The 18,084-nt window shown below is 44.6% G+C and carries 11 protein-coding genes; 7 read left to right on the plus strand and 4 right to left on the minus strand.

The window, feature by feature from the left end; genetic code table 11:
* Positions 1-11: 11 nt before the first annotated feature.
* Entirely contained in the window at positions 12-1,934 is a 1,923-nt protein-coding gene (locus A8C56_RS10905; protein ID WP_067755700.1) for a RagB/SusD family nutrient uptake outer membrane protein, read from the minus strand.
* 8 nt (positions 1,935-1,942) lie between these two features.
* Positions 1,943-5,158: a SusC/RagA family TonB-linked outer membrane protein gene (locus A8C56_RS10910; RefSeq protein ID WP_067761894.1), complete on the minus strand. Its 3,216-nt coding sequence runs from the start codon at positions 5,156-5,158 to the stop codon at positions 1,943-1,945.
* A 109-nt stretch (positions 5,159-5,267) separates the two neighbouring features.
* Between A8C56_RS10910 and A8C56_RS10915 the strand changes: the two genes are divergently transcribed.
* A complete protein-coding gene (locus A8C56_RS10915; protein WP_067755703.1) occupies positions 5,268-5,999 on the plus strand; it encodes a GntR family transcriptional regulator in 732 nt (243 codons plus the stop codon).
* 1 nt (position 6,000) lies between these two features.
* Here the strand turns inward: A8C56_RS10915 and A8C56_RS10920 are convergent, their stop codons facing one another.
* Both A8C56_RS10920 and A8C56_RS10925 read right to left on the minus strand, forming a co-directional pair.
* The gene (locus tag A8C56_RS10920; RefSeq protein WP_067761896.1) at positions 6,001-7,533 is read right to left on the minus strand and encodes a sulfatase family protein; all 1,533 of its coding nucleotides are present in this window, start codon (positions 7,531-7,533) and stop codon (positions 6,001-6,003) included.
* A 51-nt stretch (positions 7,534-7,584) separates the two neighbouring features.
* A complete protein-coding gene (locus tag A8C56_RS10925; RefSeq protein ID WP_067755706.1) occupies positions 7,585-7,776 on the minus strand; it encodes a hypothetical protein in 192 nt (63 codons plus the stop codon).
* A 610-nt stretch (positions 7,777-8,386) separates the two neighbouring features.
* Here A8C56_RS10925 and A8C56_RS10930 point away from each other — a divergent pair.
* From A8C56_RS10930 to A8C56_RS10955, 6 genes are all read left to right on the plus strand, one after another.
* Positions 8,387-11,407, plus strand: coding sequence for a SusC/RagA family TonB-linked outer membrane protein (locus A8C56_RS10930; RefSeq protein ID WP_067755709.1), 3,021 nt, complete (start codon positions 8,387-8,389; stop codon positions 11,405-11,407).
* A 27-nt stretch (positions 11,408-11,434) separates the two neighbouring features.
* Positions 11,435-12,808 (plus strand): RagB/SusD family nutrient uptake outer membrane protein, encoded by a 1,374-nt coding sequence (locus A8C56_RS10935; protein WP_067755712.1) that lies wholly within the window; start codon positions 11,435-11,437, stop codon positions 12,806-12,808.
* Positions 12,809-12,962: 154 nt separating this feature from the next.
* On the plus strand, positions 12,963-14,309 hold the full coding sequence (locus tag A8C56_RS10940; RefSeq protein ID WP_067761898.1) for a hypothetical protein: 1,347 nt from the start codon (positions 12,963-12,965) through the stop codon (positions 14,307-14,309).
* A 2-nt stretch (positions 14,310-14,311) separates the two neighbouring features.
* Entirely contained in the window at positions 14,312-15,781 is a 1,470-nt protein-coding gene (locus tag A8C56_RS10945; protein WP_067755715.1) for a hypothetical protein, read from the plus strand.
* Between the two features lie 17 nt (positions 15,782-15,798).
* Entirely contained in the window at positions 15,799-16,563 is a 765-nt protein-coding gene (locus A8C56_RS10950) for a hypothetical protein (protein WP_067755719.1), read from the plus strand.
* Between the two features lie 10 nt (positions 16,564-16,573).
* Positions 16,574-18,025, plus strand: coding sequence for an MBL fold metallo-hydrolase (locus A8C56_RS10955; protein ID WP_169818771.1), 1,452 nt, complete (start codon positions 16,574-16,576; stop codon positions 18,023-18,025).
* Positions 18,026-18,084 lie beyond the last annotated feature (59 nt).

Genomic DNA, 18,084 nt, shown 5'->3' on the forward strand with positions numbered 1-18,084 from the left:
TTCTGACTAAATTAATAACCGGGGTTTTGAACTATATTGGTGCTTTTTGCAATAACACTTGCAGGGATCTCCTGGTAATACCATCTCGGATCGAATGTATAACGGCTGTTGCGTTCGTCGAAACGATCATCAAAAAAGTATTTTCCGGTGTTTGCTGCGTAAATGGCATTCAGGATCCGATAGGTTCTCCCGTTCTGCTCCTGGTCATTGATGCGCCATCTTTTCATATCCCACCAGGTTTTGTTTTCAAATGCCAGCTCTTTTCTTCTTTCCTTCCGGATAACATTCACCGATGTCAGATCAGCAACAGTGGCAGGTGTGGCTCCTGCACGTTCCCGGATCATATTCAGATCTGTTAATGCCTGATCAAGATAATTGCCGCCTTCCCCCAACCTGAATAATTCATATGCCGCCTCGGCACGGTTGAGTAAAACTTCTGCATACCGGATTTCGATCCAGCTTTGTTCTGAGCGGTTTGTTGTAACTTCTGCTGTAGGTTTATTGGGGTCCAGGTATTTTTTTACCGTAAAACCCGAAATACAGCCGGCTACGCCGCTAATGTTTGTAAAAAAGCCGCTTGCGCCTGCGGGATTCATCTTGGTTCCGTCGGGCAGCGTATAGGGTGTCTGATCAGCAGAAGCGGAACTGACAAGCGTAGCTGTTGGGTAAGCAGCTGTGGAGTTAGGCGGCAAAAGGCGGTTTATCCCACCTTCAGCAGGTCCTGTATAAATACCCCGCCGGAGCTCAATACTCTGCCCCTTAAAAAGATCGCCCGGCAGGATTACAGTGCCTTTTAAGCGCGGTTCTGCAGCTGCAAAGGGTTCCATTGTATTGGCATATAATAAGTAGTGGCCATTCGCATCCGTGGTTTTAAACGTGCCGTCAGCGTTTGAAGGAAGCCCTTCAAATAACTCTACAAAATCAAGTGTGGGATTGGTTTCGGCGGAATAACCTCCGTTCCATAACTGACGGGGTATCTGATTGGCATCATACCAATGCACAGCATCGGGGTATTTATACTGCCTTATAAAAATATTTTCGGTACTGGCAGCATCTAAAAACAATGCAGCAAAATTTGCAGCCTGTGCATTTTTATCCGTTGCAGACCAACCGGTTTTATACAAACTGAATTTCCCGTTCAAAAGGTTTGCTGCTTCATAGCTGGCCTTAAAATAGCTACCGGCCTTATCCGCAGGTATACCGCAAACCCGTACGGAACCGTCATTTAACGTAATATTGTTGTACCTGGCAATACAACCAGCAAACAGCATGGCCCTTGACTTCAGTGCTGCCGCAGCATACCGGTTGGCCCTTCCCTTACTATTGGTTTCGGGTAAATTGGCATATGCAAAATCCAGGTCGGCTGCAATAAAATCATAAACTGCCTGTTCTGAAGAACGGGGTATTTTGTATTCTTCAATATTAGCCGTAATATCGTCTATGCTTTGTCCCGGCTTGGTAAGCACCTTATCTACAACCGGCACTCCTCCATAACGCTTTACCAGTGCAAAATAAGTAAATGCCCTTATGAACCTTGCTTCCCCCAGCCAGTTATTAACTGCATCCGGGCTGAAATTAGCGGCATATGAAGGAAGGGTTTCCAGAAAATAATTACATTCCCTGATCAGGGAATAAGCATCTGCCCAATACCCAAACGTTTCTGTGGCATTTTGCTGATCCCGGCTGATTGCCTCACCGGTAATAGCCGCGGGGGATCCGTAGAAAAAAGATTTGAATCCGGTGGCAGGGCTCCATTTAAAATCTTCCATGGGCACTTCGCTGTAGATACGTGCCATATAGGAAGTAATACCACTTGCATTCCCAAAAACATCAGCATCAGAAATGATGTTCATCGGAGGTACATCCAGGTCCTGTTTACAAGACTGCATAACTACTGTAGCGGCAATCAATAATAAATATATTTTTCTCATCATTTGCACGTTTAAAGTTTGACATTCAGTCCTACTGAAAAAATCTTATCAATCGGATAGGCGTATCCGTATTGCTGATCAACAGCGGAGATCGCCGATGGATGCTCCGGATCAAGATACCTGAGACCGGTAATTGTGAAAAGATTATAGGCGTTCACAAAAAACCGTACATCTTTCAACCCCACTCCTGCCATCCATTTACGGGGTAACTGGTAACCGAGCTCTGCGCTCTTCAGGCGCACATAGGCAGCGCTATGCAGGTTATGCAGGGTATTGGTATAGGCATTGGTTCCGGTGTATGAGTAATAACCGGGCACCCAGGAAGTTTGAGGGTCATAAGGGTCTGCGTTGGGATCTGCCGGATGCCAGCGGTCCAGGAACATGGTTAATGCGTTTCCGTTAGCCCAAAGCGGGCCTCCCAATTGCTCTGTATAAGTTGCATTGACCATTGAAGCGCCCTGGAACAAAAGGTTCAGATCAAATCCTTTAAACGAGACTCCCATATTCAGTCCATAAGTTATTAAAGGCAACCCTGTATTGGCAATAGGATGGCTGTCGTCCGCGCCGATCTGGCCGTCTCCGTTCCAGTCTTCATACCTATAATCCCCTACTACTGTCGAGCGGGGTACATATATCGGGCTGTGCTCTATTGCCTGGTAATTCTCAAACTGGCCATTTTCCCCATACCCGAAATACACTCCGTAATACCGGTTATTGTTGTTATTTAACCAATTGAGATATGAGTTGCCGGCAGCAGCTCTAACCACTTTACGGTACATAATGCGTGTAAACCCAAAAATCCCCCTCACGTTATAATACAGATCGCCTATATGATTCCGGTGATTGATCTCGAAATCGAAGCCCCGGTTGCGGTCACTGTTCAGGTTTTGCTGGGGCAAGGCCGCACCGACCACATCAGGCAGCGTTAACAGCTGCGTTGCTAAAAGCCCTGTCCTGTCCCGTATGAAATAATCAAAAGTGATTCCCAGCAACCCGTTCCAGGCATCGAGATCCAGGCCGGCATCAAATGTTTTTGAGGTGTACCATGTAATATTGGGATTGGGGATGCCCTTACTTTGCACTCCGTTTACAAAAACGCCATCAAATACAGCGCCGGCAGGCTGACCGGTAGCAGATCCGCCTGCCGGATAATTATAGCCCGATACAAACTGGTAGGAAGCAGCCCCGTCATCACCTGTTTTACCATAGGATGCCCGCAGTTTGAGATTATTGATAAAGGACATTGCGCCCAGGTTCCTGAAAAACCGTTCTTCGGATATCCGCCATCCTATTTCCCCTTCCGGAAAGAACCCCCATTGCCTGTCAAGCGCAAACTTGGACGATCCATCATACCGGAAAGCGAATTTTCCAAAATATTTCCTCATAAAATCATAGGCGACCGAGCCCACATAAGCCGAGTTTTTAAACGTAAAGGCATTGTTCTGACTGGCGCTCATGCTGCCCACCTGGTTCAGGCTGTTCCCCGCAAAAAGCTGATCTACGGGAATGGAAAGTTCTCTTTGCGCATAAAAATTATCGCCCCGGCGCGTACTTGTTTCATAGAGGAACAATGCGCTGATATTATGATTGCGGTACAGCGTTCTGGTGTAATCCAGTTGCAGGCGTGCCAGATCAGAAGGATACTCATATACTTCCCTGCGAACGGTACTGGGAGACTGCTGTGTACCTGTAACCTGGTAACTGTTAGTAGCACTGTTATAAGTGTATGTATTGTATGCCTTGTTAAAGATCTTGTTACTGTTCAATGTAAAATCATAGCTGTAAACGCCTTTTATGCTCAATCCCCGCACGCCCGGGATCTCATAATTCAAAGTGGCAGCAGACTGGAACCATTTGTTATTGTATACCTGGTACCCGGCTATATCAGCGGTTGACTGTGCAACAGGATGCAAAGGGTTGGGAAGGGTATTCAGGTACATCGGATTATCGTTAGCATATACCGGGTTTACAGGAGGCTGGTACCACATACTCCGGAACACCCAGTAGGCCGCCTGCATCGGCTGGTTTTTACGATCGAGCGTACCGGCAAGGTTCAGGTCAAAAGTAAGCCCTTTGGCTATCTTGGTGCTCAGGTTGGAACGAAGATTAAAACGATCATAATTCAGATCACCCGATTTTAAAATGCCATCCTGCTTCAGGTAGCCCAGGCTGACGAAATAGCGGGCATTTTCAGTGCCTCCCGTTGCACTGAGATTATGCTGTGTTTGCCCTGCCTGTCTTTTTATAGTGGCTTTTTGCCAGTCGGTGCTTTGTCTGGTGCCATTCAGATATTCCTCAATCTGCTCATCAGCATATACGCGTCTTCCTCCGTTTACGTTGTGCATGCTCTGTTCGTTTACCAGCGTCATATAGTCCACGGCGCCCACAGATTTAGGAAAGCCTGTAGGCACCTGTATACCATAAGTGGCCGTATAGTTCAATTCTAAAGTGCCGGGCTTTCCTTTTTTAGTAGTAATGAGGATAACGCCATTTGCAGCCCTTACACCATAAACAGCAGCGGAGGCATCTTTCAGTACCGAAATTGTTTCTACATCATTAGGATCAACACGGGCGATATCGGGCCGGGGAATTCCATCTATTACAATAAGTGGGTTGCCCATACCTCTTATATCATAGGAATTATTAAAAGCGCCCGGTTCGCTGGTATTCTGTACAATGCGCAGTCCGGGGACCTTTCCGGTAAGGGTATTTAAAATATTTTCATTTTTTGTAGTGGTAATCTGCCCTGCATTCAGGGTGGATACAGCGCTGGTTAAAGACAGCTTTTTCTGCGTTTGATAGCCTACTACAACAATATCATTTAAAGAGGTTGTGGCAGCAACGAGGTTTACGCGTAAAAAGAAAAAGGATTTTATAACCAGCTCCCTTGTGGTAAAGCCAACCAGGCTAAAAACCAGTTTCTGACCTGTTCCTGCCCGGATATGAAATTGCCCGGAACTGTCGGTGGTGGTTCCGGTTTGAGTGCCTGCTACAATAACCGACACTCCGGACAACGGAGTTCCGGACTCATCAATAACAATGCCCTGAACAACTTCACTCGTCTGGCCCGCAGCTTTATTCGTAATAAACCCGGAAACGATCATTACAAAAAAGGTAAAAAACAAACAGCGCAAAATCGTAGCCCGGGGCTTTAGCTGATGAAGTATTAAAGATCCATTAAGCAGTAAACAACTGTCTTTTGAGGACAGCCCGGTTCTTTTTTTCATAATGCAATCGTTTTTATTGACAAATTTTAAGCATTTAATATTACATGTACAAATGTACATACATTACAACAAATAAACAAAAAGGTTTTTTTCTTAATTTTAATTTTTTATGAAACTGTCACTTGATCATACCAATCACATTCCACTCTATTTGCAGGCAGAACAGCTACTCCGCGACCTGATCAAAGATCCTGAGTATGTAAACGGAAAGTTGTTGCCGAATGAGGTGGATTTAGCCAGGCAACTGGCAATTTCCCGCACTACGTTACGTCAGGCGATCAATAAATTGGTTTATGATGGTTTGCTGATACGTAAAAAAGGAATCGGTACCCGGGTTGCAGGTATTACCGTAAGTTCAAAATCCAATAACTGGTTAAGCTTTTCGCAGGAAATGCATGCCCGGGGCATTCCTATTAAAAATTATGAGCTGCATATCAGTTGGGTGATCCCGGAAGATGCCATCGTAAACTTTTTCCAGATACCCCCCGGGAAAAAAGTGCTCAAATTAGAACGGCTGCGCGGCCGCCCTGAAAACCCGTTTGTTTATTTTGTTTCCTATTTCCACCCTCGTGTCGGGTTGACCGGGGAAGAAGATTTCAATAACCCGCTCTATGAAATACTTGAGAAAAAATACCATATTATTGCGAACCTGTCCAAAGAAGAGATCAGCGCAAAAGCTGCGTCAAAAATAATTGCCGATAAATTAGAGATCGCCGCGGGAGATCCCATTCTCTTCAGGAAGCGGTTTGTTTATGACCAGGGAGACCGGCCCATTGAATATAACCTGGGATACTACCGGGCAGATTCATTTGTTTATACAGTGGAGAGCCGGAGGGAATAGGTCAGCGGTCCTCATCCCTGTACCGGGCCCTCAGCTGTTCCATGCTTTTCTTCAGCCCGGATATCCTTGCTGCGAAATGCCTGTTGTGGTACAGGTTCTTCATTTCATGGGGATCCTTCTTCAGATCATAGAGCTCCCAGGAATTGATCGGGCCGTAAAAATGCAGCAGTTTATAGCGTTTGGTGCGGATACCATAATGGGGCGTTAAGCCGAAGGACCGTTCGTAATAATGATAGTACATACTCTTTCGCCAGCCGGGATCCTTCCCGGTTTCCAGCAGTTTTTTCATAGACATGCCCTGCATATCTGCCGGAACAGGAATACCTGCCAGGTCCAGCAAGGTAGGCGCAATGTCCAGGTTCATTACAAATGAGCTGATCCGGCGCGGCTTTCGCAGTGCTGCAGGATAGCGGATGAGCATGGGTGTGCGGAACGATTCTTCATACATGAACCGTTTATCATACAACCCGTGCTCCCCCAGGTAAAAGCCCTGGTCCGACATATATATCACTATTGTATTACGATCGAGCTGCTGTTCTTTTAAATAATCCAGCACACGTCCTACATTATCATCCACAGACTTCACACAACTCAGATAATCTTCCATATACCGCTGGAACTGGAAGCGCACCACTTCGTCTCTGGTCTTTAATTTCCGGAAGGCCTCATACGCTTTCTGATAATGCGCATCCCATTGTTGCCGTTCTGCGGGAGTCAGGCGATCAATCTCCCGTTTATATTCTGCGGGCGCCCACTCATTCACTTTGGTAACCGGGCAGCTGTCGCAAGGAATCTTACTGTCATAACGGATGTCGAGGTCCCGGGCTACGGTGATCTGCTGCCGCTGCAACCCTTCCCGGTCCTTATAATCATCATAAAAATTAGCCGGCAACGGGAACTGCCGGTGCTCAAACCGGTCCAGGTATTTCAGCGGAGGCATACAGTTGCGGTGCGGCGCTTTATGAAACAATAATAAACAAAAGGGATCTTTTTTATTTTTGCCGATCCAGTCAAGAGACAGGTCTGTGATCACATCCGTTACATAGCCGCTATAGGCAGTGTCCCTGCCCATTTTTACAAAGGGCGGATTATAATAATGTCCCTGTGCCGGAAGGATGTTCCAGTAATCAAACCCTGTAGGATCCGACCATAAATGCCATTTACCGATAATAGCGGTTTTATATCCATATTGCTTCAGGATCTTTGGCAATGTTTGTTGTGCTCCGTTGAAAAAAGTGCCGTTATCCCGTAGCCCGTTGATGTGCGAATACTTGCCTGTCAATATCACTGCCCTGCTGGCGCTGCAGACAGAATTGGTTACGTACGCATGATCCATCACTACGCCTTCCGCCCCGATCCTGTCAATGTTTGGCGTTTGGATCAGGTTTTTCTGATAGGCGCTGATGGCCTGATAAGCATGGTCATCAGATACGATCAGGATAATATTGGGTTTACCGGTATGCTCATTTTGCTGCGCCGAACCAATAACCGAAGCCAGAATAAATATGATGAAGAATAAAAGCCTGGAATGCATATGACAATTTTGATTCAAATGTACATACATTTGAACATTTGTCAAAAAAATCTATGCTATGGTTCCGGTAAGGGAAGCCGCAGTATTGCCCGTTCTTCCGTAAGAAGGAGCATCTTCAAAACTTCCCTGATACACGGAACAAAGACCGTTGCAGACACTGCCTCCTGATCTTTTTACCGGGTTCTTTTTTATACCGGGAGCATTAAAAGAATCCTCATCACCACTGTAAAAGGTACGTAACATTTTATAGACGGGAACAGGTGCTGCGGCTGCTCCTCTGCTTAATGCCGGCGTTCCTGTTCACGGATAAGGCGGACGATCCCCTGTCTTTCTTCCAAACAGAACTCTTTACAACATAGCGCTGTTTTTCTCTGGTCTTTTTCAGCTCCAAACGCTCTGCTCAATGCTTTACACAGCGCAGCATCTTATCATCCAAGGAATACATCGGCCAGCCGCTTACTCTTTGACCCGTTGTTGTCAATACCTGAAACAGGGCGCACTGCTTCATCTGTTCCTGCCGGTGCCGGCCGGAAAAAGAAATATTAAAAATAATTGTCTACTAATTTGGTAGACTTATATTAATTATTATTTTTGTGCTCCAAATAAATACCTGCCCTGTTAAGAACAGGTAATTCTCAAATGATCTAATTTTTATTCAACGCGTATGTCCTTATTCACAAGATCACCAAAAGGAACGTTCCGATGTTGCCCCGCATAATGACGACTTACTAAAAAGGCCGGAACTGCGGTAACAGACTCCGGCCGTGACCAAATTCAAAGGCTTCAATGGACATTGAATGGCTTGTATTGCTACAAGCTGTGCACCTTATTATTTAATCATAACACAAATTTAATGAAAAGAGTACTATGTTTCCTAGTAGTGCTAACCATTCTAACACCCTTTTACAGTAACGGACAGGAGAACCCCCACCCCACAATCAATTCAATACTAAAAGGCCAGGTCTCCGATTCTGTAAGCAAGCTTCCTTTAGCGAATGTATCTGTTCAGATAAAAGGCATCACTAATGGCACTACAAGCGATGCCCGGGGTGCATTTACGCTATATACAGCTCAAAAATTTCCGTTTACAATAGTGGTAACCAGCGTTGGCTACGAAGCAAAAGAAATAGTAGCCACAGGATCTCCTATTGATGTATTCCTGAAGCCGGCTACCAGTCAGCTGGAAGATGTAGTGGTTGTAGGTTACGGCACACAGCGGAAGAAAGACCTGGTAGGCGCTATATCCAAGATCAGTGCTGCTGAGGTCAATAAAATACCTGTTGCCAGTTTTGATGCGCAGTTGCAGGGAAAGGCTGCGGGCTTACAGGTGGTTACCAATTCCGGTGTGCCGGGGGAAGGCATTTTTGTCCGGCTAAGAGGTACCACTTCTATTAATTCAAGCAGTGATCCATTGTATATCATAGACGGGGTCTTTGTAAACAATACAAGTTTGCAGACAACAAATTTAGGCGGCAGGACCTCTTCCCCGCTCGCCGATATTAACCCGGCCGATATAGAATCAATTGAACTATTGAAAGACGCATCGGCAACAGCTATTTATGGCTCCCGGGGTGCTAACGGCGTTGTAATTGTAACTACAAAACAGGGCGCTTATAAGTCCAAAGTAAAAATAGACCTGAACGTATCAAATGGCTGGGTTGAAGCCGACAAGTCGGTATTGCCCAATCTCCTTTCCGGTCCTAATGCAGCTACTCTGGTCAATGAATACTGGGTCAATTCAGGGCATCCGGAGCAAAGCCCGTTCAGGCCTGTGTCTGAAGGTGGTTTAGGTGCCCCGGAAGATCAAAAGACCTATGACAGGCTGGGCTTTTTGCTTAGAAAGGGCTACATCCAGGATTACAATATCGGCATACAGGGTGGAACCGATAAAACCCGGTATTATTTAGGCGCCGGATACACCAACCAGGATGCGTTCTTTAAAGTAATCGGGTTTAACCGCGCAAGCCTGAAATTCAACTTTGATAATCAGCTCACCTCGAAAATAAAAATCGGTTTAACCAACAGCCTTTCCAGAAGCTACAGGAACCAGGCCCGTTTAGGGGATGGGCCTCAGGGGCGGTTGTGGGGATCTGCTATTACAGGTGCAACATATAGTCCCACGCACGATGCATCGGGCGCCCTGATCGGGTTAGAAAACACTTACTCCCTGGTAGATAATTATGATGTGAATACAACCAGCTTACGATACATCGGCGGCGTTTTTGCAGAGGCCACTCTTGCAGATGGATTAAAATTCAAATCCAGTGTAAGTGCAGATTATAATTTATATGACGAATACCAATACTGGAATACCAATACATCCATCGGCTCTGCTGTTGGAGGAAAAGCAATCTCTGCCATTACACAAAATACCGCATGGATCAATGAACAGGTATTATCCTACAATAAGCGGATCAGTGATCACAACTTTTCTGCCTTAATAGGAAATACGTTACAAAGTAATGAATTGAAATATACTTATGCCGAAGGGAACGGGTTTGCTAACAATAATTATAAACTCATATCCTCAGCAGCATCCACCCTATCTTCAGATGACTGGACAAAAAATACAATCGTGTCCTATTTTGGAAGACTGGCTTATTCCTTTGCGGATAAATACTTTGGTGAGTTCAGTATCAGAGCGGATGGTTCCTCCAAATTCGGCGCCAACAACCGCTGGGGCACGTTCCCGGCATTTGGCCTGGGTTGGCGGATTAAAAATGAAGCATTTCTACGGGATGTAAAATGGGTGAATGATCTGAAGTTCAGGGCTTCTTATGGCATAACCGGCAACCAGTCCGGGATCAATGATTTTGCAGCAAGAGGACTATGGTCCGGTGGCAGCCCCTATGCTGATGTGGCCGGTACTCCCTTAGCAGGAATTGGCCCTCTGCAGTTGGGCAATGATGATCTGAAATGGGAAAAGACAGCACAGACAGATGTTGGCCTTGACGCCGCTCTTTTTGATAACCGGCTGTCAATAACCTTCGATTATTATTATAAGTATACTTCTGATCTGCTGCTTCAAAAACCGGTGCCGGCAACTTCCGGCTTCTCTGAATACTGGGCTAATGTAGGCGAAGTCAGTAACAGGGGTTATGAGCTGAATATAAATTCTGTAAATATCCGGAAAAATCATTTCACATGGAATACAAGCCTTAACATATCCGGGAATAAAAACAGGATCGAAAAGCTACCGACACAGATCACAAAATATACCCGTGACTGGGTGATCCTTAAAGAGGGCTATTCCCTGAATTCATTCTGGCTGTATGAACAGTTATACGTGGACCCCAACACGGGCAACCCTGTATTTGCGGGTCAGGATGCAAATGGCACTGTTACCGCAGACGACAGGAAAATCCTGCACAATTTTTATCCAAAATTTTATGGGGGCATAACGAACAGCATCACATTTAGACAGTTCGACTTCAGCACGCTGTTCAGCTTTCAGTACGGCAACTACAACCTGAACCTGCAACGTTTTTTCTTAGAAAGGAACCCTGGCACAGGCGCAGATGCCACATTATTAAAAAGATGGCAAAAACCAGGAGATATTACGGATGTTCCGAAACTTACTTCCGCGGGTTATAATTATACACTGGATCAGAACAGCCGTTATCTGGAAGATGCTTCCTTCATAAGACTGAAACAACTATCAATAGGATATACGTTACCAAAGGAAATTGTACAGCGGCTGAAATTATCCAACCTCAGGTTTTATTTTATAGGCGCCAACCTGTTTATTCTTACAAAATATACCGGGGATCCTGAAACAAATGTGACTTCTGACCCCAATGCACAGGGGCTTGGCGGATTTGGAACTCCTCCACAGCCAAGAAGTTTCCAGTTTGGTTTTAACCTGACTTTCTAAAATCAATTTTTTAAAAATAGTTAAGATATGAAAAGAATAAAAGGTGCCCGGTCCTATACGCTGTCAATGCTATTATTGCTGCTGGGGCTTTCTTCCTGCAAAAAGTTTTTAAATGTAGAACCAAGAATAGCAACATCTGACCTGGTAACGATCGTAGATGAAAATTCCGCAGCAACAGCAGTAAGGGGCATTTATAACGAATTACAATCTGATGATTACTATGGGTATAATTATCCTATGATCATTAATCTATCCGGTGATAATGTGCAGTATACAGGAAGCCAGGCCGTTAATAAAACACTGACGTCACATACGCAATTAGCAGATCTTGGTCCGTTAAATACGGTATGGGTAGCTATATACAATACCATTAACAGGGCTAATAATGTAATAGCAAAAGTGCCGGAAGTTCCCTTAACAACCACTTTTACTGAAACGATCCGGAACCAGTTAATCGGTGAGGCTTATTTCATCCGCGCATTGGCTTATTTTGATGTTGTAAGAACCTGGGGCGGCGCCCAGCTTGTATTGGAACCTACGTTATCTGCAAACAGCATAAAGGATATGCAAAGAAGCAGCATCCCGGAGACCTATGCACAGATCCTGAACGATCTGAAAGCGGCTGAGGCCTTACTGCCGGAAACAACCAACAGGATCAGGGCTACAAAAAAAACCGTTTGGGCGTTGAGAGCCAGGTACCATTTATATCAAAAGGAATGGGCTGATGCCATCGAATATGCATCCAAAATAATCAACGATCATCAGAATTACACGTTAGTGAGCCCTTATAATGCCTTTTTTGCCAATAATGCTTCCAACACCAGTGAATCTATATTTGAGCTATACTATAATACGAATGTTACCAATACCCAGGCATATAACTGGCAGCCTTCCACAAATGGCGGAATCGGTTGGCAAAGGCCTACTGATGCAATAGCTGTAGTATTGACAAATGCACAAACCGGGGGTGACAGGAAAGCGCTTGTTACAAGCGTTTCCGTTAATGGCGCGCCCACCTGGTACGGCAATTTATATTACCGCACCAATGGAACGGATCCCGCTTATATTATAAGACTGTCCGAGATGTATCTGATCCGGGCTGAAGCTAAAGCGCATCTGGAAGACCTGGCAGGTTCCTTAGCAGACCTGAATACCGTCAGGAACCGCTCACACATTCCCGATGCCGGTGCCACTGATCAAACGGCGCTGCTCTTATTAATTGAAAATGAGAACAGGGTCGAGTTTGCGTTTGAAGCACACCGGTGGTTTGACCTGGTGCGTACCGGCAGGGCATTACAGGTATTAGGGTTTACTGATGCCACCAAGCAATTGCTGCCAGTTCCCTACGCCCAGATCTTAGTGGATAAGAGTCTTAGTCAAAACCCCGGTTATGAAGATTAGTGTTCTTCATTCCAATCTATTTTATCAATGACAAATGTGCCACTATTTTGAAAATCGGCCTTTTTTTCGTCATGCCGGGCGGAGTGCAACGAAGCCCTTTCGGATGATTGTGCCCCCCTCCCGGAGGGCAGTCAACGCAAATAAAAAACTCAATATGACAAAAATAAATACAACCGTTAGCTGGCGACCTGGCGAAATAAAATTATTTCGCTTTGCCTGCCTTTTTTTTATAGTGCTTTCGATCCCTTACGACCCCAATTTATACAAAAGCTTATCCAACCCGGGCTTTTCATTTGCGGATGTTCTTCAACTGGCTACTTATCGTACCAGCTTTATTCCGGAAAGCTTAAAAGTGGGAACACACCTGGAAGGGTTTTATAACTGGGGCATTGCTGCAATCATTGCTTTATCCGGCACCTTTATCTGGAGCGCCCTGGTCAAAGAAAAGGAACGTATCAATTATGAGCAGCTCTATTACTGGCTGCGTGTATTATTGCGGTTCAGGCTGGGCATTGCTTTAATCTCCATAGGGATACTAAAACTATTCCCCATCCTGTTGCCAAAGCCTACTTTAAGCGATTACAATACAGAATACGGCGACCTGTTGCTATGGAAGATCTATTACCTCAGCACTTCTGTTACCAAGGCAAACTATGTATTTTCTTTAGGGTTCTTAGAAATTATAGGCGGGGTATTGCTGCTCTTTAGAAGAACTGCAGCTATAGGCGCCGGGCTCCTGATCGCTGTTCTTGCCAACATTGTTATCGTAAACTATGTATATGAAATCGGGGAACAGGTGTACAGCTCCTTCCTTTTATTAATCGGAGTTGTACTTTTTGTATACGATTTCCCCAGGTTTTTCAACCTGCTGTTCAGACAAATAAAAAGTGAGCCTGATCCTTTTGTGCCCTATTATAACAGGTCTGTAGCCCGGTACAAACCGTTTTTAAAATCGGTGTTGATCATCGGTTTTCTTGTATACGGAATTGCTGCTTATTCCAACTGGAAAGCAACCAATTACCCCTACCCGGCAACAAAGGGCATCAATAATATCCGGGGATTGTATGATGTAAAGAGCTTTATAATTAATAATGATACCATTGACTATTCCCTGCTGGATCCCATAAGATGGCAAAATGTTGTCTTTGAGTCATGGAATACATTAAGCATCCGGAGCAACGAACCAGTAACCATTGACAGCACAAAACCAGGGATCGTATGGCAGTCAGACCTGAACCGCAACTTTGAAAAAACAGGAAATGCAGGGCGTCATTTTTACAGGTATCTGTACAAAAAGGAAGCTGAAAACAGGTATGCTGTCCAGCTCTTTGAAGAAAGCAGCCATACAAAAAAATATGCTCTCAGGTTTAATATCCTGGACAGCATCATTCATGTAAGCGGAGTTAATATGCATGGAGATTCTGTTAAGGTGCAGTTAGCGCGCATTCCCAAAACCTATTTAATTGAAAAAGGCCGCAGGAAACCCATTAAAATTTATTAGCTATGACTATCATAAGTACGCATAATACGATTCAGCCGCTTCATACCGGGAAGCCTGCATGGAGCAATAGCGAGAAATTTTTCTTTAGGATTGCCTTCCTGTTCTTTATACTATTGATTGTGCCCTTAGAAAAAGAATGGTATGCCCGGCTGTTTTCAGATTTTTCATTTTATAAATTATTGTCAGCACTGGCAGGCGCCCGGCCGGGATTGATAGATATTCATACAGAAAGCGGCAAATGGGGTCTTGCCTCCTATACCACCTGGGGTGCATTTTTGGCCGTCAGTATTATTGGGGCTATTATCTGGACCTTTGCAGCACAAAAGAAAGGCAGAAAAGAGTATAATGTATTGTACTATTGGTTACGGGTGTTTGTGCGGTACAGGGTTGCCATCGGGTCAATAGCTTTTGGTTTCATTAAATTTTTCCCGATGCAGATGCCCTTTCCTTCCATCAGCAACCTGCATACCAATTTTGGGGACTACGCTCCTTTTAAGCTTTACTGGCAGTCTGTAGGGCTTTCTCTCTGGTATGAAATATTCCTGGGCACTTTGGAAATTCTTATCGGGGTTCTGCTGTTTTTCAGATCTACTACTGCAATAGGCGCCATATTAACTGCCGGTATATTTTACAATATTGCCCACGCAAACCTCGGATATGATGGCGGCGTGCACGTTTACAGCTCGTTTTTTGTTATCCAGGCCCTGTTCCTGTTGGTGCAATATATACCTGATATATGGAAGCTCTTTATAAAAAGGCAAACAGTTGTACCCAATCATTATTACCCGGAATACACTTCCCGCTCAAAGCGTTTTTCTTATATACTGACAAAATCTGTATTTATCATACTCTTTTTAGTTTTTACAGGGTATAACCGCTATGATTTACATTATAACCAGGGACGGCTTAAAGAGCCCATAGTTCCCGGTTTAAAGGGATTTGAGGGACATTACCTGGTAAAAACATTTTTAAAGAACGGCAGTCCGCTTTCTTATTCTCCCCTGGATTCCGTAAGATGGCACGATGCCGTTTTTGAAAGATATTCTACATTTTCCTATAAAGTATACAAACCCTTTCAAATCAGCATTGGGAACGGAGTTCCGGATGGTTCGGATATTTTTAAGGAATATGAGTTTACCGGCAGGGCCGGAGGCCGTGTTTACCTGTACTATGAAATTGACTCATTATACAATGACCTGTATTTAGTAGATAAAGGCCAGAACTTTAGTACCAGGATCAAAAAGAAATTAGCCAATAAGGATTTCCTCAATTTAAAACAATTATATACCACTCCATTAAAAGACACTTTAGGCATCCTGCAATGGCATTATGTAAAAATTAATGAAAACGCAATAGAGCTTTCCGGTTTAGACCAGCACCAGGATCCTATAAATGTTGTACTGGAACGGATACCTGAGGTTTATACCACGGGAAAAAGCTGGTATTCTGAAAATAAGAAGTTCACCTATTAGTATAAAAACAATAAAATATGAAGCAATTTTTATTATTGTGGGGCCTTTTATATTTTTTAAGCGGAGCTCATGCCACTCCTACAAAGGTCACTATCCGGGTAAAGGCCAAAGATGCGAAATTTATCGGAACTGCCATTGGCGGGGCTGCGGTAGTAATAAGAGATAACCGGACAGGAGCCCTATTGGCAAGTGGTATTACTACGGGAACCTCCGGCGATACAAAATCCATATTACAGACGTCCTATCAACGCTATCAATCCATTACAGATGACAAGACTGCAGGGTTCGTTGCTAACATTGACATTGATGCGCCCACATTTGTAGATATAGAGGTGGTTGCCCCGGTAAGCCGGAGAGGTTCAGCGATCAAAGGCAGTACCCAGATCTGGGTCATTCCAGGGAAAGATATCCTGGGCGATGGTATTATACTGGAACTGCCGGGACTGATCCTGGACATTCTGAACCCGACAACCCATCAGATCATCAGCTCTGATTCTATAAAAAACAATTCACTTCCGGTTCGGATAAGCCTTACAATGCTTTGTGGCTGCCCCATCAGTAAAGGCGGGGTTTGGAATGCGAACGATTTTGAAGTAAAGGCAGTATTAAAAAAAGAAGGGAGTCCGATCGGGACCTTTACGCTTCAAAAAGCAGTGCAGACAAATATATTTGAAGGGAACCTGCCTGTTAAAGAAAAAGGCAACTATCAGGTAGTAGTATATGCTTTTCAGTCCAGGAGCAATAACAGCGGGGTGGACCTGCTCAATTTTGTCATCCAGTAAATCATCTTCAATGAACAGACGTCATTTTTTCAGGACGACCACTCCTGTTGTTGCCAGCGTTTTTTTTGCACGCAAGACGCTATCTGCAAGAGCAACAGGCGGCTGGCACATTGAGCAATTTTTTGATAAGGGCCTGGCCCAGTTCACCTATGCTATTTTGTTCAATAAAAAACTTATTCTTATAGACCCGGCCAGGGATGCCCGGCCGTTTTATGACTATGCAGCTGCACAAAAAGCTACCATCGTTGGGATCATAGAAACGCACCCCCATGCAGACTTTATCAGCAGCCATGCTGAAATTCAACGTAAGACGGGTGGCAAAATATACGTTAGTGAAAAGCTCAATGCGCAATACCCGCATCAGCCGGTAAAGGAAGGTGATCGTATTCCTTTAACTGAAAAAGTGCAATTAAGGATTATAGAAACCCCGGGGCATTCGCCGGATAGCATCTCTGTTATCCTGCAGGAAAACGGAACCGACAGGGTTGTATTTACCGGAGATGCATTGTTATTTGGAGACGTAGGCCGCCCCGACCTGAGAGAATATGGCTCCAATGAAAATGAGCAGCGTACTTATTTGGCAAAGGCTTTATATCATACCCTAAATGAAAAATATGCACCCTTAAATAATGAGGTGATCGTCTACCCTACACATGGCGCGGGTTCCCTGTGCGGAACAGCCATCCGCAATGTAACTTCCAGTACCATCGGTTATGAAAAGCAAAATAATCATGCCTTCCACCATGCAACGGAAGCAGCTTTTGTATCCGCATTATTAAAGGAGCTGCCGTTTATACCCGGGTATTTTCCCTATGATGTGGAATTGAACCGCTCAGGCGCTGCCGATCTGAAAGAAAACATAACAAAGGTCAGATCGTTTCCGGTAAATCACCCCGTTCCCCACAATGCCACCGTAGTGGACATCCGTTCCAGGGATGTATATCAACACTCCTATTATACAAATGCCCTTAATGTGCCTGATGGAGGCAAATTTGAGACATGGCTGGGCACGGTGATTCCTCCTTCTCAAAAGTTTTATGTAATTGGGCAGGATAACAGCGCATTAGATGTGGCCATAAAAAAACTGGCAAAAATCGGGTATGAAACAAATATTGAAGGGGTGTTTATATATGACCTTAAAAAAGAAATCCCCACTTTTTTAGATGGAAAGCCATTTAAGCTTAAGGATGCCGGTAAGTATACGATCATTGATGTGCGCAATCCAAATGAATACAAAGCCGGCAAACTGATCGCATCTGCTGTCAACATCCCTTTACCCTACCTGGGTAAAAGGCTTTCAGCTGTTCCTACAGACAAACCGGTTGTGGTGCACTGTGCATCAGGGTACCGCTCAGCCATTGCTGCCAGCATTTTAAGAAAGCAATACCCCGGCTTACAGATATTAGATCTGGGAGAAGCCATTTATCAAATTCAAAAGGAGGAGGCGCCTGATACAAAATAGTGCTGTACATACAGCTAAAACAAAGGCATCAACGGGTATTGAGTGGCTTATAAAATACA

Source organism: Niabella ginsenosidivorans, assembly GCF_001654455.1.
GTDB lineage: Bacteria > Bacteroidota > Bacteroidia > Chitinophagales > Chitinophagaceae > Niabella > Niabella ginsenosidivorans.

Excerpts from the sequence above, each read along its gene's own strand:
- A8C56_RS10905 (WP_067755700.1), bottom strand. The coding sequence starts at position 1,934 with ATGATGAGAAAAATATATTTATTATTGATTGCCGCTACAGTAGTTATG.
- A8C56_RS10910 (WP_067761894.1), bottom strand. The coding sequence starts at position 5,158 with ATGAAAAAAAGAACCGGGCTGTCCTCAAAAGACAGTTGTTTACTGCTT.
- A8C56_RS10915 (WP_067755703.1), top strand. The coding sequence starts at position 5,268 with ATGAAACTGTCACTTGATCATACCAATCACATTCCACTCTATTTGCAG.
- A8C56_RS10920 (WP_067761896.1), bottom strand. The coding sequence starts at position 7,533 with ATGCATTCCAGGCTTTTATTCTTCATCATATTTATTCTGGCTTCGGTT.
- A8C56_RS10925 (WP_067755706.1), bottom strand. The coding sequence starts at position 7,776 with ATGTTACGTACCTTTTACAGTGGTGATGAGGATTCTTTTAATGCTCCC.
- A8C56_RS10930 (WP_067755709.1), top strand. The coding sequence starts at position 8,387 with ATGAAAAGAGTACTATGTTTCCTAGTAGTGCTAACCATTCTAACACCC.
- A8C56_RS10935 (WP_067755712.1), top strand. The coding sequence starts at position 11,435 with ATGAAAAGAATAAAAGGTGCCCGGTCCTATACGCTGTCAATGCTATTA.
- A8C56_RS10940 (WP_067761898.1), top strand. The coding sequence starts at position 12,963 with ATGACAAAAATAAATACAACCGTTAGCTGGCGACCTGGCGAAATAAAA.
- A8C56_RS10945 (WP_067755715.1), top strand. The coding sequence starts at position 14,312 with ATGACTATCATAAGTACGCATAATACGATTCAGCCGCTTCATACCGGG.
- A8C56_RS10950 (WP_067755719.1), top strand. The coding sequence starts at position 15,799 with ATGAAGCAATTTTTATTATTGTGGGGCCTTTTATATTTTTTAAGCGGA.
- A8C56_RS10955 (WP_169818771.1), top strand. The coding sequence starts at position 16,574 with ATGAACAGACGTCATTTTTTCAGGACGACCACTCCTGTTGTTGCCAGC.